Raw genomic sequence first — 13,392 nt, 5'->3', positions numbered from 1 at the left:
CTGTGTACCGGACCGTCTCCCGTCGTCTGACCTGGTGTGCCTGGAGCTGTCTGAATTGGAAGAGGCGCAAGCTCAGTGCGAGCGCCATGCCGATACGAACGGAAAGTAGGTAGGCAGAGCCGAATGGTTGCCCGCGAGGGTGGGGGTTCGATTCCCCTGCGGTTCACCAGGCGCTAGGTACGACATCCGTGCGCCCAACTTCACGTCCGTGGGAGGGAACCATGCAGACCACCATTCCGATGGCCGATGACAAGGGATACGCGATCGTGGCGCAGCCCGACGAGCGTCATGTATCCGGGCCGTACTCCGAGCCGCTGGGTCCGATGAACCGGATCGATGATACGGACAAGAGCAATGGTGCCTGGAATGACGGGTACAGCATCATCGTCGACTCGGACAAATGGATTGAGCAGCGGACGGCTGGCAAGGCTGAGGAGATGGAGGAGATTTGGGATCGGTTCAAGGATTCCATCACGGATGAGATCGACATGTACGCCGACGAGACCAGCATGTTGCGGGCGTTCCTGAAGACCCTGGAGCTTGACCCGGACAACGGCGACGAGGTCCTGTCTGTCTTCACTCCGAATCACGAGAACAATCTCGACGAGGACTTGTCCATCTACGTTTTCGGGCACGACGGCTATGAGTACGCGGCTATTGCTGAGGTGACTAACCACAGTTCGGGTGCGTACACGATCTACACCGACTCAACCACTGAGCGCTCGTACTGGTACGAGTACGACTACTACGAGCTGGGGTGCCCGAAGAACTACGAGCACAGTCTGACCGTCCAGGGATCGGAACTGGTGACGTATGGCGGGAGCTTCGCCACCTTTAAGGAGCTGTTCCCGAACGGGGTGATTCAGGACTGTCACGACGAGGACGACGCCGACGAGGAGCACCTCACGTGCGGCGCGTACTCGGTCTGCGGCAGCCACCACGTGTTCTGCCCGGAGTGCGGAACCGTCATGATCCCGTACATCCGCTCGCTCTGAAGGAGAGGCATGTCTCTGATCGTTCGTGCACGCAAGCTGGGCCCGCTGAAGGCGGGGAAGATCGAGTTCAGTAATGAGAACGGGCAGCTGCTCTGGTCCCCGATCTTCGGCGATTGCTACGGGAGGGTCGGCACATCCGAGTTCTTACTCGATGGCATGAGGGCGAGCACGCGTCGTGAAGCAGAGCGCATCGCGGTCAAATATCTCGGCGGCACTTACTAGGAAGGAAAGGTCTGTGGACCCGAACGTTGCCCTGGGGAACATTCGCGAAGGGTTCCGGGAGTATGAGGCGGATGACGACTACGACGAGGCCGAAAGGATCGTTGCCGTCGAGAAGATCCGTGAATCGTTCGAGGCTTTGGATGAGTGGCTGAGGAAGGGTGGGTTCCTGCCCTCTGACTGGGTCCGCTGACCCAAGCGTGCGAGAACGGCCCCGAAGGTCGAACAGCCGGTTCGAATCCGGCGCGAGGCTCTCATGGGTACGACATCTGCCCCGGCTTTTGAAAGCCGGGGCTTTCTCATGCCTGCGCATACTTGAGGAGCAACTAATAGGAATCTGTTGCTCTCTTGGTGCGCTCCCAGACGCCGACAGCTAGTGTCCGTCGGCAGGCCGAGCACCTCTAATACCCAAGGAGTACTCATGCGTTCCTCCCCGCATCCGTCTTATCTCTGCGCAATGTGCGCTGACCACGACCGGCTGAGGAGGATGTAGGGATGGCTCACCACTATCACGTCGGCTTCAACCTGGTAGGTCACGTGCCGGGGGCTAGCGATGTGCAGTGCGTCGAGGACGCGGACGACGCGGTCCTGGCGCTGGAAGATCTTCTGACCGAGCGGATGGACGAGTGGGCCGAGCGATGCGACAACTTCGGCAACCACCCTGAGTGGAGCGTGTGCTCGTGTGCTTGGTGCCGTCTGGTGGAGAAGGTCGAGCGGTACCGCGACGATACCGGGGATGACGCGATCGAGTTCCGGCTTCGTTGGTACAGCCGGGACGGCGTGACTTTCGTTCCGCCAGGTGGCCAACCCGTAGTGTTCTGGGCCAAGCGTCAGGATGGTGATCAGTGTGCCGCGTAGGTACGACGACCGTGGCTTCGTCATCGTCCGGGACAACTCCGACCGCTGCCGCGACTGCGGCGGAGGTGACGAGAACATCTGTTATCAGGACTACGTCCCGGCCTTGATGGGCGCGTCCGTGTTCTGCCTGTGCAAGAAGTGCGACACAGACCGAGAGATGGATCAGAGCAATGCCGGGACCTGAATACGTCCGCCAGATGCTGGCCGATAAAACCCGTCATGCCGCATACGGATGGGTCATCGACGTCGAGCACGAGCCGTCGGAGGGACGTGACGAGACCGGCACCATGGGGCCACACAACATCGACCCGCAGATCCAGGTGCGGTTGCGCCGGGGCGATGGTCGGACGTTCCGCATGTACGTCTCCGATCAGGTCCTGAGCTACACGGGACGGATCATCACCACCGACGGTGCGGGGGGCGACGACGACTTCGGCCCGCTCGACGACTTCGGCAGGCCCAACGCGGGCTGCACCGAGATCCACTACTTCGACGCGTCCACCCAGACCTGGCGCGAGCTGTAGGTACGACAACTGCCCGGCCCGAGACTTCCGGGGCGCAGAGGTTCGAGTCCTCCGCCGGGCACTCATTCCAATCCTGATCGCAAGCACGAGGAGTTCGAATGCCCAAGACCAAGATCGGCATCCGTGTCGAGATCGACCCTGACTTCCTGGTCACCGACGACTGGTCGGACAGCGAGGATCTGCGGGAGGAGACCAAGCAGAAGATCGCGAACGACGAGTGGTCGCCGTACATGCTGGTCGCTCTGGTCAACGGCTCCCCGGACTACCGCTACGGGCTGAGCGGGTCTGTCGTCGCCGGATTCCACGAGGGCGACTACGAGCGTCCCGAGGAGATCAAGGACGAGCACCTTCGGGAGGAGGCCAAGCGGATCATCGACGAGGCCACCGCCGGTATCGAGATCCAGTCCTGGTTCGTCGTGGCCAAGAGTCCGGCCGGTGCCCGCTGGGCGTACGAGGCCGCCCTGAAGGACCCGACGTCGAAGGCGTTCGACGCGTGGGAGGAGGTCGGTGCAGCCGCCGACCGGCAGAAGAAGCTGAATGCCGACCTCCCGGCCGACGGTACGCGGTACAACGTGTACTCCTTCGAAATCGCCGTACGGGAGCTGTGAGCGTGAGTTCGACCGACCCGGAGAAGACGCGGCTAGAAGGCCGCCTGCACCACTACGAGCTGGCCGTCAAGCGTCTCGCGCAGAACTTCCAGGACAAGGAGAGCCTGCGCATCCTGGCTGAGCTGGAGGGAGGTCTGGCGAAGGTCAACGAGGACGCCGACGCCGCGCTGGACCGTGCCCCTCGTGTGGTGGGCGACGCCTGGGTGCTTCTGGTGCAGGAGATGGACCCGAGTGACCGGGTCATCCGAAAGCCGTGGAGGCCGATGGGACCGCACCTATACTCCGGCAGCACCGTCTCCTCCGACTCGCTCAAGAACGCGGCTGAGCTGGCGCTGGAGCGGCTTGGCCGCCGCTCGGTCGAGCGTGGATACGCCGGGTTGACCTCCTCGGCGCACAGCCTGGCCGACGACCTGGTCCGGGGCCACGTGCTGACGCTCGACGATGGCACGTCCCTCCAGTTCCTCCAGGCCGACCTGGTCGCCACTGTCCGGGAGTAGTTGTGAGCGAGCAGCAACCAGTCGTGGTGCGCGTCGACATCATCGAGCCGGGCAAGGCCATCGTCACGCTTCCGGCAGGCGGTGCTCGAATCGGAAGCGAGAACGGCAAGTACTGGGCCGACATCTACGAGGACTCCGACGTGAAAGAGGCGGCCGGTCAGTACAAGGATGGCTTCGCCTCTTACAAGGCCGCTGGTCAGTGGGTCGCGCGCCAGCATGGGTACGACGGCCCCCTGGACATTCGAGTGGAGAGAGATTCGAAGTGAGTGAGACGGACAGCGCTGCGCGGGAGGCACGCCTCCCGAAGTGGGCGCAGGAGGAGCTGCGTCAGCTCCGACGTGATCTCGCGGCGGAGCGTGAGCAGGTGGCGGAGCTGAAGGGAGAGAATCCGGACTCCAACACGTACTGGACCACCTCCCACGAGGTGGTCGCGCCGCTTCCGCGTGATACACGAGTCGGCTTCCGGCTCGCCGAGAACGCTATGCCGTATCGCGGCAGGGTGCTCGTTCATGTCGAGGAGGGAAGGCTCGTCGTGCGTGGCGGCAGCCCTCTGATCATCCGTCCCGAGTCGTCCAGCGCGTTCAGCGTGGAGTTCAGCGAGTAGCAGCACTACTGATTATCAGCCCGGTCCGAGATGTGTGGGGTGTAGGGGTTCGAATCCCCGGCCGGGCTCTTTCATGCCCGAAAACACTGGGAGAGACGATGAAGTCGCAGACGAAGTACACCCTGGTTCAGCACTCTGGCGGCGGCACGGGGTTCGAGAAGGCCGTCGAGGAAGTCGCGGTGACCCTCAAGGCGGATCAGGCCCGCGTCGAGCGGGTGGGCGGCGTTCTGTTCGACACCTACGGAGCCGCCAGTGACGCCGCGATGGAGGAGAACTACCCGCCCGGCACCGAGGGCATCGTCCCGCAGGCCAAGGGGACCTTCGCCGACGCTCGCCTGAACGGGCTGCGGATCTACGTGCCTGCCGCCCCGGGTGCTCCGGTCGCTCCGATGGTGATCAGAGGGTGGGAGGTCAAGCTGGCCGCCCCCGTCGCCGGGCGCCGCCTGATCCTCGCCCAGAAGAGCGAGACGGAGTTCGTCGTCGCCACCATCCCGGCCGAGGGCACGCCCGTCGAGTGGGACCTGGGCACCTACCGCTCCGATCCGGGTGCTGCCGCCACCGCCTTCGGTGCCCGCTACCGCTCCCTGGCCTCCCTGATGGAGCCGGTCCATGGCTAGGCGCATCCAGTGGTGCGGCAAGAAGCTGATCGAGGCCGACGGCGGCATCGGCTGGGAGCGCCAGGCGAGTGGCAAGTACCAGGCCGAGCTGTTCGGCGTGACGTACGAGCTGGAGAAGCGCCGCCGGTCCAAGAGCGAGCCGGGTGACACCGGCTGGTACCTCTACAGCAACGGCGCCCCGGACGGGAACTTCTTCGGCGACTACGCCAGCCGCACCCTGATGGAGGCCGTCGAGGAGGCCACCACCATGCTCCTCAAGCTCGATCTGCGCGGCCCCGGCTACGGGCCCGTGCGATAGGTACGACAACCCTGGCCCTGGTGGGCTCATCGCCGGTTCGATCCCGGCGCAGGGTGCTGACGGCAGAACGCGGACGAAGCAGGTCTCCCGCGTCCTGCCGTTTCTCGTTTCCCGGACGGATGTCAGAGGCCGGTGGTAAGCCGGTCGCTGCTCCCTGGCCAATATGAGGACGTCATGACGGAGAAGGGCTACCTGAACATCGTCGACCCGTGGCTGCGGACACGGGTGGAGTTGATGAAAGAACTGGTCGACGCCGTGTCGCTGCCCGAGTTCGAGACGCGGGCCGCCGAGATCGACAAGCTCTGGGAGCAATTGCGCGACTACGAGGACATGCACCGCAAGCGCTTGAACCACTCCCGCAAGCCGGTGCTGGAGGCCCTGAAGGTCGGCGACCTGATCGACCTGCACAAGCGGCTGTCGTCCGGAACGTGGCCGCTGCGGAAGGTCGAGCTGGTCGACGCCGTGCTGGAGATGGAGTGGCGCGACGGTGCGATCTGGAAGGCGTACCGCGACGCCCGCTACGACTACAACCGCTTCGAGCGGTGGCGCTTCGAGCTGCAAACGCTGCCCCGTCGGCTCCAGGACATGGAGGACGAGGCGGCCAGGATCACCGAGGGCTTGGCCGCGCAGACGCCTGCCGAGACGATCACCAAGATGCAGCGGGACGGGATGCGCCACCTCGTCGACTTCCACAAGGCCGAGGCGGCGAAGGCGGCCCGGCTCGTGTACCAGGAGCACGGATACCACCCGGCGGTGCTGGAGCTGATTGACCGGGCCCGGCAGAACTTCCACTGGCCGCTCTCCGGCTCGCTGGATCTGAGCATGGACGGGATGAACCAGTACGCCCGGCTGCTGGCGGCCCGGGACCTGCTGACGTTCTGCGCGCGGTTCCTGCCCGAAGAGGTCCGTCCCTACTTCCCCAGCCGGGAAAGACTGTCCTAGTACTACGAACCGAAGGACAGTTACGATGGCTCGCGTTTACTGGAGGCGACTAAGGACTGAGCATGTCAAGTGTCGAGTGGTACCGCGATGAGTACAAGGGACGCGAGGGCGAGCTGATCTCCTCCCCGGAGATCCTGGACCGTACCGGATACACCCGGGGCACCTTGAGTAAGTGGAAGTCACGTCACGCGGACATGCCTGACGCAGTCTGCAAGAAGTGGCGCAGCCCGGAGAGCAGCCCGGGTAGAGGCCATGGCGCTTTCGACCTCTACTGGGTCCGTTCCGAGATGGAGCCTTTCCTCGAAAAGCGCCTGGAACTGGCACAGGTGCACACCAAACCCGAAGACCGTGACGAGCGGTACCACGTCGTCTCCGCCCGACGCCGCGAGGACGATGCGCGGGTCGCCTGGATCATTGAAAGGGAGACGACGCTGAAGTCTGAACTCACCAAACTCCGGCAGGAGCGCGAGTTTATTCAGCACCGGTCCGTGGACGACCGTCGTTTCATGGCGGCGTATGAGCGTGAGCGCGACAGCTCCGCGATCGAAGAGAGATCCAGAAGCTGAACTGGGTGCGCCCCTACTGGGTCTCCGACCTGCTCAGCGAAGGCGACACCCCCCAACGACGTGGTGATCCGCCTCGTCACCTACAAGGAGAAGAAGCGATGAGCCCGGTAAACGCCTGGCACGAAGAGCTGAACGTACAGCAGCACATCGAAGCCGCTCGTGGGCTCGACCTCAGCACCGACGAGGGCGCCGAACGCTTCGAGCAGATGAAGAAGGCCATCTGCGACGAGCTGCGCCGCTCCCGCCTCTACCGCACCGACGAGCAGCTTGAGCAGCTTCGCTCCGGCCCCTACACCGACGAGCGGGGCGAGGGGCTGGTCCTGGCGAACCTGATCAAGGACCTTTCGAACGCGGGCAGCGTGGAGCAGTTCGACAACACGATGCACTACGTCTGGATGTGGGGCGACGAGCACAGGGTGTGGCTGGGCGAGTAGATACGACAGCCCTGTACTGGACCGCCAGTCTTCCCGGCTCATGACCGGGACAGGGCGCTCACGTCCCTTCGCACGAGGGCGCAACCGACGACATGAGGAGCAGACGATGAACGATCTGGACGGCCTGAACGACCTCTCCGACCTCGACGAGGCGGCCGAGGAGGCGTTGGCGGAGCTGTACAAGAACGGCAAGCACTACGACCGGGCGTGGTTCCGCGCGAACGCGCTCAAGGCCGGTCCGGGCGCCAATCCGATCAAGGTCGCCACCGTGGATCTGGGGGTCGGGGACTCGGCCGAGCGCCTCGCTTCCACCAAGGGACAGAAGGTGTGGGGACCGCAGTCGGTGGAGGTCGTCTTCTGGCCCGACGGCGGCATCGACCAGAACCTCTACGACCTCGGCAAGGCACCGGAGCCGCCCAAGAACACCTACAACGGCCAGTACATCGACCCCACCCTGGAGAAGGGCCGCAAGACCGGCGACTACTACGACAAGCAGCTCTTCGAGTGGAACGGCGAGAGCAAGACCGCCCGGGAGTGGTACGAGCACCCCTCGCGCATCGAGGGGCTGTCCAGGGCAACCTTCACCGCCCGGCTGAAGAAGCAGGGCATGAGCGTGCCCAAGGCCCTGACCAGCCCGATCCAGCGCGGCGGACGCCGCGAGCCGAAGAACACCTGATCCACGCCGCTAGGTACGACATAACCTGCACCCACAGGGGGGAACACCGTGAGCCAGACCGCCGAGCCGCGCCAGTGCCTCGACCGGCACAAGAGCGATCACACCTGCCAGGGCTCCGTCACCGGGCAGCCGTCTAGGGCAGGCACCGGGACGATCATCTACCGCTGTGAGGCCGGGCACGCCGCGTCCGAGGCGTACGCCCGGAAGGTCCGCGAGCGCTACCCCGACAGCGACACCCCCCCGGGCTGGTTCGACCCCACGGTGGCAGGCGAGCGATGGAACGACGACTACTGAACGGCCCTGCCCCTCAGCTGCCATCGGTACCCGGAACGAAAGGACGGAGCGCGTCGTGCAACCGCGTCCGCATCAGATCGAAGCGCTGGAAGCTATTCGTGCCATAGGGCCCTCCGGCCGCGCGCTCGCCGTACTCGCCTGCGGCACCGGCAAGACCCTCATCGGACGCATGGCCGCCCTGGAGCGGGCCGGAACCGGCGGCCGGGTCATGCTCCTGGTCCCCAGCAAGGAACTGCTGCGCCAGACGTACGAGGACTGGCAGCGCGATGTGCCCGGCGGCGTGGACGGCCTCCTCGTCTACAGCGACCCGTCCGTGGGTGAGGCGAACGCCACCACCGAGCCGGGCCGTATCGCCGACTTCCTCAGCGCCGATTCCGGCCGCATCCGGCTGCTGCTGTGCACCTACCAGTCCGCCGCCCGAGTTGCCGAAGCCTACGAGATCCGCGCCAACCTGCCCGCCCTGGACGTCATGGTCCTCGACGAGGCACACCGCACCGCAGGTCCGGGCGGCAGCGCGTATGCGGTTGTCCTCGACGACCAGCGCATCCCGGCCGCCACACGCATCTCGCTGACCGCGACGGCAAAGATCCACCCGGCCGGAGACGGCACCGAGGACGTCGTGAGCATGGACGACCCCGATCTCTACGGCGAACGGGTGTACGAGCTGACCTTCGGCTCCGCCATCCAGCGCGGTCTCCTCTCCGACTTCCGCGTGGCCGTGGTCCTGGTCACCGACACCGAGGTCCACCAGGTCCTCCTCTCCCAGCAGGGGATGCCACGCCAGGAGGAGCTGACCACCTCGCAGGTCGCCGCACAGATCGCGGTGGCCCGCGCCATCGAGGAGTACGGCCTGCGGCGAATCATCGCCTTCCACGGCCGCAGGGACCGCTCGCGCATCTTCACCGACACCCTGGCCAACACCGCCTCCAAGGTCACCTCGGTGCCCATTCAGGCCCTCCACATCGACGGGCTCAGCAGCCCGACCCAGCGCCGCGAGGTCCTCGGAAAGCTGGCACACCCGGCCGAGGGAAGCGCCACCGTGCTCTCCAACATCCAGGTCCTGACCGAGGGCGTGGACGTGCCAAGTGTGGACAGTGTGGTCTTCGCCGACCCCAAAACCAGCAAGATCGCCATCGCTCAGGCCGTCGGCCGTGCCCTGCGACTGCACCCCGGCAAGGACAAGCCCTCCGTCATCGTCCTGCCCGTCTACCTCGCCCCCGGCGAAAGCCCCGAGCAGGTCCTCGCAGGTTCGGACTTCCGTCATGTATGGGCCGTCCTCTCCAGCCTCCGTGACTTCGACGAGCGCATGGACGCCGCCTTCACCCAGGCCCGCATGGACCTCGGCGAGCAGGAGTTCACCGGCAAAGACCAGTCGATCGCCTGGCCCGGCACCATCGAAATCCTCGGCGAGGACGCGACCCTCCAGGACAAGCTCCACGAGGCTCTTAAGCTCCACGTCCTGGCCAACACCACCGAGTCCTGGCTCGACCGCTACGGCAAGCTCAAGGCGTACATGGAGTTCACCGGCGAGATGCCCAAGACCACCTACGTCACTCCGAAGGGCGATGCTCTGGGCCAGTTCGCCAAGTCACAGAAGTCGAACTACAAGCAGGGCACCCTGCTGCCGTCACGCACCAAGTTGCTGGAAGCACTGCCCGGCTGGGACTGGGGCAAGCGCCAGGAAAAGTACTCCCAGTTCGACAACGACGTTTTTATGGCGAAAGTCGTGGAGTTCATGGACGTCATGCGGGATCACAGCATCGACACCAGTCTGCGAAACATGCGAATGCTCAAGCTGACTTACCAGTTCCATGACTTCCTGCCCGACTTCAAGTACCCCGCCAGCAAGTACAAGGCATATGTCAACAACACAGTGGCGGCGATGCAGGGACTGTGGGCCCGCACCGGCAAGGGGAACAGTCCCACCGTCCTCAATACCCTCCAAGGCGAGAAGCTGGCCGAGGATTTCCGCGAAGCCTCCAAGGCCGAAGACCCTGTCCTCCGAATCCAGCGCATGAGAAGCGTCGCCAAGGAGTTCGAAGCGATCTACCCGAACTTCGAGGTCGACACCTCCACGCAGGAACCCTGGCTCATCGAAGAAGCCGCCCGCATGAAGGAACACCTCGCCACCTACACGAGCAGGCTCGCCGGAGCCGAGCGCGCCGCATTCGGCCAGCTCATCAACAAGGAGAAGCCGTGACTGAGATCAGCGAGCACCTCGACCGTATCCGTGCCGAGCTGGCACACGTCGACACCGAGGCGAGCAAGCTCTACACCCGAGGCAGGTACGACATCGACGACCTGTCCCAGGCTAAGGACCTCACCCCCGAGCAGAAGCTCGCCCTCCTCGACGCCATGGGCTTCACCAGCCACCGCCCCATTCACAGCATCAACTGCACCTCCATCCAGGGTGCTGGTCTCATCTGCACCTGCGCCCGTCCCCAGACCCGTTGGCTCGCCCCCGAGGACGTTGTCGTTCACATGCACGAGACGGTGGAGGAGCGCCGCGCGGAGACCGACGAGCGCATCCGCCGCGAGGAGGAGGAAGGCGAGGACCCCGAGGACGCTGAGAACCTGATCGACACGCACGCCTAGCTCGAACCGAGGACACTTTGAGCAACTACGTCATGATCTCGGCCCAGGAGTTCTGCGATCTGACGGGCCTGACCATGGCCCGGTTCAAGCGCTACCGCAACCTCCTGCACGCCGCCCCGGAGGAGCCGTTCCCGGCCGAGGTGTACGAGTACAACACCACCGTCATCTTCGACGTCGAGGAACTCTGCGAGTGGTTCGTCGACCTCTACGAGGGCATGGTGCCTAAGCAGGAAGCTCTCCTGGGCGAGGCAGTCGAGACGCTTCAGCGCCACACGGGCGAGAGGAACCTGAACAAGATCAAGGACCTTCCGGCGGCCGTCTCCCGCGCACGCCTCAATCTGCTGACCACCGCATCCAACCGGGAACGGCCCGCTCCTCAGAAGCAGCTCCAAGAAGCTCACAAGAACTACCTGAAACTCCCGAAAGAGATTCTCGCCAGCAAGAAGGTTCTCGCCGAATCCCGCCGAATTCTGGAAAGGGCCCACGCGGCATGAGCGGCTCTGGCATCGTTGCCTCCGGGGACGCTTTCGGACTGTGCTGCCAGATCCGCTACGACTTCCTCTACCAACTGCGGCGGCGGTTCGATACAGAAGACCGTCGCAGGGACACTCATCGCTGGATCCTGCAAGAACTCCGTCAGCACACTGAAGCAGTCACGCAACGGGTTGCCCTGGCCCTCGACCTGAAAGACATTGGGATGCCACCCGACCCCGACAGCTCGTCTCCCGACGCAGTAAACGAGCGTGGGAGCCAGTGTGACTAAGCAGTACACAGCTTTCGACGAATCCAAGAGTCTGGCCGAGTGGAGTCGCGATGCACGCTGCCGCGTCTCGCTCCCCACCCTCTACAAACGCGTACGGAAAGAAAACGTACCGCTTGAAGAGGCAATGACCACCCCGCCGAAGACAGGGCACGGGCCCAGGAAACCGCGAAAAACCTACACAGCATTTAGCGAAGCGAAGACGGCAGGAGCCTGGGCACGGGACGAGCGCTGCATCGTCACCCCGCAATCCCTGAACTACAGGCTCAAAGTCCTTGGCTGGCCTATCGAAAAGGCGATGACTTGGGCTGCCTGGAAACCTCAAAGCGAGGATCAGTACACGGCGTTCGACGAGACGAAATCGCTATCGGACTGGGCGCAGGACCCACGCTGCGTCGTCGACCGCTACACCCTAGGCGACCGGGTGCGGAATAAGGAGTGGAGCCTGGAAGAGGCGCTTACAACACCGAAAGCCGAGCGCCCGCTAGGCCCGATCACTGCTGCTACCACCGTCACCCGCGAGGGTACGACGCACAACATGACAGTTAAGGGCTACGAGGCATTTGACCTTGTGCTTTCTGCGAAAGAATGGGCGGAACAAACCGGCCTGTCAGTCTCCACTGTCCGGAAGTACGCCAAGGCCAACCAACTGGGGGCACACCTAACCCAGCTCGGCTGGTGTCCAGGAAAACCACCATTGAGGAAGCGCACATCAGTAGCAGACCTGGATCTGCCGCGAGGATGAGGAAGAAGCAGATCCGGAGGATGCCCACAACCTCATCGACACAGATGTCTAACCAGGAACTACAAGGAAGTCATGGCCAAGCACAGCGCATTCCCCTTCCAACGACCGGTGCCGCTCACTGCGGTCAGTCTCGTCGAATCCATGCAGGCGCTACAGGCAGATGCCTGGGAACAGCACCTGCGCAGCTTCGGAGCGCTCCCCTACGCCAAGGCTCTCCTCAACGGCGGAGCCAGCGAGGCTGAACTCCACGCCCCCAGCCAACGGATCCTCGATTCCCTTCAGATCACCGCAGGCGACTGGGCCATCAACCAGCTCTGGTACCGGACGAAAATCGTTTACGACGTAGACCCGACGATGATGCGCACCCTTGCCGACATGGACACCAGCGATCTACTGCCCGGCGGAGTCCTTCATCAACTCCCGCACCCCAACCCGGTGTTCGTCTTCACCGAGGGGCATCACGTCCTCCACAAGGACGACGCCCCAGGCATCCTCCGCGCCATGTACGTCACCGGGCGGCGCTCGGACAACACTCTGTGCGGCACAAACGATCCCGACGTCGCCCAGTACCAGCTGACGTTCAACTCAGACCTCGTGGACAAGGTCGGCAACGTCGTCGACATCGATAGCCTCCGCATCTCGTTCGCGCTGACCGACGACAGCTTCACGATCCGCCGTGCCATCGATGAGGTACTGCGCAACTTCCGCTGGGAACCTCTGCTGACCGACTCCGCGTCTCCAGAGGAAAAGCGCCAGTACATGGAAAGCCTGGTGCACTTCGGCCTGGCCCACCTGCTCTACGTCTGCTCGGAGAAGGCAGATACCCGTCGCAGGCCCATCGGGCGCAAGCCCGCCAAGAAGGGTGAGCGCCCGCAGAAGCCCCTGCAAGTGCACGAGTTGGGCTGGCACGTAGGTGCGGCCATCAAGTCCACGCGCGAACTCATCGAGAACGACCGCCGAAGCGCCGTGGCCGCCGGTAAGCGCACCATGCAGCCTCACGTGCGCCGGGCCCATCTCCACACCTTCCGGCACGGTAAGGGCCGCGCGCTCAGCAAGGTGAAGTGGCTGCCACCCATCTTCGTCAACGCCAACGGCGATTCGGTCAACCTGGACGGAACCATCATTCCCGTTCAGAAGTAACCCCAGATACCATCCGCACA

At 64.1% G+C, this 13,392-nt stretch carries 22 protein-coding genes and 1 tRNA gene; all 23 read left to right on the top strand.

Annotation, left to right across the window (positions count from 1 at the left end):
* Positions 1-100: 100 nt before the first annotated feature.
* The 23 genes from IE267_RS21735 (at position 101) to IE267_RS21625 (ending at position 13,372) form a co-directional block, all read left to right on the top strand.
* Positions 101-169, top strand: a tRNA-Ser gene (locus IE267_RS21735).
* Positions 170-221: 52 nt separating this feature from the next.
* Entirely contained in the window at positions 222-995 is a 774-nt protein-coding gene (locus IE267_RS21730) for a hypothetical protein (protein WP_189764319.1), read from the top strand.
* Between the two features lie 9 nt (positions 996-1,004).
* The gene (locus tag IE267_RS21725) at positions 1,005-1,217 is read left to right on the top strand and encodes a hypothetical protein (RefSeq protein ID WP_189764318.1); all 213 of its coding nucleotides are present in this window, start codon (positions 1,005-1,007) and stop codon (positions 1,215-1,217) included.
* A 13-nt stretch (positions 1,218-1,230) separates the two neighbouring features.
* The gene (locus tag IE267_RS21720; protein WP_189764489.1) at positions 1,231-1,407 is read left to right on the top strand and encodes a hypothetical protein; all 177 of its coding nucleotides are present in this window, start codon (positions 1,231-1,233) and stop codon (positions 1,405-1,407) included.
* A gap of 302 nt (positions 1,408-1,709) precedes the next feature.
* Positions 1,710-2,072 carry a hypothetical protein gene (locus tag IE267_RS21715; RefSeq protein ID WP_189764317.1) on the top strand — a complete coding sequence of 121 codons (363 nt, stop codon included), beginning with the start codon at positions 1,710-1,712 and terminating at the stop codon, positions 2,070-2,072.
* Positions 2,062-2,256 carry a hypothetical protein gene (locus tag IE267_RS21710; RefSeq protein ID WP_189764316.1) on the top strand — a complete coding sequence of 65 codons (195 nt, stop codon included), beginning with the start codon at positions 2,062-2,064 and terminating at the stop codon, positions 2,254-2,256. Before IE267_RS21715 ends, IE267_RS21710 begins: the two co-directional genes overlap by 11 nt.
* Positions 2,243-2,596 (top strand): hypothetical protein, encoded by a 354-nt coding sequence (locus tag IE267_RS21705; protein WP_189764315.1) that lies wholly within the window; start codon positions 2,243-2,245, stop codon positions 2,594-2,596. The genes IE267_RS21710 and IE267_RS21705 overlap by 14 nt, the downstream gene beginning before the upstream one ends.
* A gap of 98 nt (positions 2,597-2,694) precedes the next feature.
* Entirely contained in the window at positions 2,695-3,204 is a 510-nt protein-coding gene (locus tag IE267_RS21700; protein WP_189764314.1) for a hypothetical protein, read from the top strand.
* A gap of 2 nt (positions 3,205-3,206) precedes the next feature.
* Positions 3,207-3,701, top strand: a complete 495-nt coding sequence (locus tag IE267_RS21695; RefSeq protein ID WP_189764313.1) for a hypothetical protein — start codon at positions 3,207-3,209, stop codon at positions 3,699-3,701.
* 2 nt (positions 3,702-3,703) lie between these two features.
* On the top strand, positions 3,704-3,967 hold the full coding sequence (locus IE267_RS21690; RefSeq protein ID WP_189764312.1) for a hypothetical protein: 264 nt from the start codon (positions 3,704-3,706) through the stop codon (positions 3,965-3,967).
* Positions 3,964-4,305 carry a DUF7239 family protein gene (locus tag IE267_RS21685; protein WP_189764311.1) on the top strand — a complete coding sequence of 114 codons (342 nt, stop codon included), beginning with the start codon at positions 3,964-3,966 and terminating at the stop codon, positions 4,303-4,305. Before IE267_RS21690 ends, IE267_RS21685 begins: the two co-directional genes overlap by 4 nt.
* Positions 4,306-4,403: 98 nt before the next feature.
* Entirely contained in the window at positions 4,404-4,922 is a 519-nt protein-coding gene (locus IE267_RS21680; protein WP_189764310.1) for a hypothetical protein, read from the top strand.
* Positions 4,915-5,220 carry a hypothetical protein gene (locus IE267_RS21675; RefSeq protein ID WP_189764309.1) on the top strand — a complete coding sequence of 102 codons (306 nt, stop codon included), beginning with the start codon at positions 4,915-4,917 and terminating at the stop codon, positions 5,218-5,220. Before IE267_RS21680 ends, IE267_RS21675 begins: the two co-directional genes overlap by 8 nt.
* A gap of 174 nt (positions 5,221-5,394) precedes the next feature.
* Positions 5,395-6,162: a hypothetical protein gene (locus IE267_RS21670; protein ID WP_189764308.1), complete on the top strand. Its 768-nt coding sequence runs from the start codon at positions 5,395-5,397 to the stop codon at positions 6,160-6,162.
* A gap of 62 nt (positions 6,163-6,224) precedes the next feature.
* On the top strand, positions 6,225-6,728 hold the full coding sequence (locus IE267_RS21665; RefSeq protein WP_189764307.1) for a hypothetical protein: 504 nt from the start codon (positions 6,225-6,227) through the stop codon (positions 6,726-6,728).
* Between the two features lie 98 nt (positions 6,729-6,826).
* On the top strand, positions 6,827-7,162 hold the full coding sequence (locus IE267_RS21660; protein WP_189764306.1) for a hypothetical protein: 336 nt from the start codon (positions 6,827-6,829) through the stop codon (positions 7,160-7,162).
* 106 nt (positions 7,163-7,268) lie between these two features.
* The gene (locus IE267_RS21655; protein ID WP_189764305.1) at positions 7,269-7,838 is read left to right on the top strand and encodes a hypothetical protein; all 570 of its coding nucleotides are present in this window, start codon (positions 7,269-7,271) and stop codon (positions 7,836-7,838) included.
* Positions 7,839-7,886: 48 nt separating this feature from the next.
* Positions 7,887-8,132 carry a hypothetical protein gene (locus IE267_RS21650; RefSeq protein ID WP_189764304.1) on the top strand — a complete coding sequence of 82 codons (246 nt, stop codon included), beginning with the start codon at positions 7,887-7,889 and terminating at the stop codon, positions 8,130-8,132.
* 55 nt (positions 8,133-8,187) lie between these two features.
* Positions 8,188-10,332, top strand: a complete 2,145-nt coding sequence (locus IE267_RS21645; RefSeq protein WP_189764303.1) for a DEAD/DEAH box helicase — start codon at positions 8,188-8,190, stop codon at positions 10,330-10,332.
* On the top strand, positions 10,329-10,727 hold the full coding sequence (locus IE267_RS21640; protein ID WP_189764302.1) for a hypothetical protein: 399 nt from the start codon (positions 10,329-10,331) through the stop codon (positions 10,725-10,727). The genes IE267_RS21645 and IE267_RS21640 overlap by 4 nt, the downstream gene beginning before the upstream one ends.
* A gap of 17 nt (positions 10,728-10,744) precedes the next feature.
* Positions 10,745-11,221 (top strand): hypothetical protein, encoded by a 477-nt coding sequence (locus tag IE267_RS21635; RefSeq protein ID WP_189764301.1) that lies wholly within the window; start codon positions 10,745-10,747, stop codon positions 11,219-11,221.
* 261 nt (positions 11,222-11,482) lie between these two features.
* Positions 11,483-12,232 carry a hypothetical protein gene (locus IE267_RS21630; RefSeq protein WP_189764300.1) on the top strand — a complete coding sequence of 250 codons (750 nt, stop codon included), beginning with the start codon at positions 11,483-11,485 and terminating at the stop codon, positions 12,230-12,232.
* Between the two features lie 72 nt (positions 12,233-12,304).
* On the top strand, positions 12,305-13,372 hold the full coding sequence (locus IE267_RS21625) for an AcrVA2 family anti-CRISPR protein (RefSeq protein ID WP_189764299.1): 1,068 nt from the start codon (positions 12,305-12,307) through the stop codon (positions 13,370-13,372).
* Positions 13,373-13,392 lie beyond the last annotated feature (20 nt).

It is taken from the genome of Streptomyces xanthochromogenes (assembly GCF_014650455.1).
In the GTDB taxonomy this organism is placed as follows: domain Bacteria; phylum Actinomycetota; class Actinomycetes; order Streptomycetales; family Streptomycetaceae; genus Streptomyces; species Streptomyces xanthochromogenes.
Note: the sequence above shows the minus strand (reverse complement) of the source record. Positions and strands in the feature narration are given on the sequence as shown.

What these genes read in the sequence shown, in the direction of transcription:
- IE267_RS21730 (WP_189764319.1), top strand. Translation starts at nt 222, where the DNA reads ATGCAGACCACCATTCCGATGGCCGATGACAAGGGATACGCGATCGTG.
- IE267_RS21725 (WP_189764318.1), top strand. Translation starts at nt 1,005, where the DNA reads ATGTCTCTGATCGTTCGTGCACGCAAGCTGGGCCCGCTGAAGGCGGGG.
- IE267_RS21715 (WP_189764317.1), top strand. Translation starts at nt 1,710, where the DNA reads ATGGCTCACCACTATCACGTCGGCTTCAACCTGGTAGGTCACGTGCCG.
- IE267_RS21705 (WP_189764315.1), top strand. Translation starts at nt 2,243, where the DNA reads ATGCCGGGACCTGAATACGTCCGCCAGATGCTGGCCGATAAAACCCGT.
- IE267_RS21700 (WP_189764314.1), top strand. Translation starts at nt 2,695, where the DNA reads ATGCCCAAGACCAAGATCGGCATCCGTGTCGAGATCGACCCTGACTTC.
- IE267_RS21680 (WP_189764310.1), top strand. Translation starts at nt 4,404, where the DNA reads ATGAAGTCGCAGACGAAGTACACCCTGGTTCAGCACTCTGGCGGCGGC.
- IE267_RS21675 (WP_189764309.1), top strand. Translation starts at nt 4,915, where the DNA reads ATGGCTAGGCGCATCCAGTGGTGCGGCAAGAAGCTGATCGAGGCCGAC.
- IE267_RS21670 (WP_189764308.1), top strand. Translation starts at nt 5,395, where the DNA reads ATGACGGAGAAGGGCTACCTGAACATCGTCGACCCGTGGCTGCGGACA.
- IE267_RS21665 (WP_189764307.1), top strand. Translation starts at nt 6,225, where the DNA reads ATGTCAAGTGTCGAGTGGTACCGCGATGAGTACAAGGGACGCGAGGGC.
- IE267_RS21660 (WP_189764306.1), top strand. Translation starts at nt 6,827, where the DNA reads ATGAGCCCGGTAAACGCCTGGCACGAAGAGCTGAACGTACAGCAGCAC.
- IE267_RS21655 (WP_189764305.1), top strand. Translation starts at nt 7,269, where the DNA reads ATGAACGATCTGGACGGCCTGAACGACCTCTCCGACCTCGACGAGGCG.
- IE267_RS21625 (WP_189764299.1), top strand. Translation starts at nt 12,305, where the DNA reads ATGGCCAAGCACAGCGCATTCCCCTTCCAACGACCGGTGCCGCTCACT.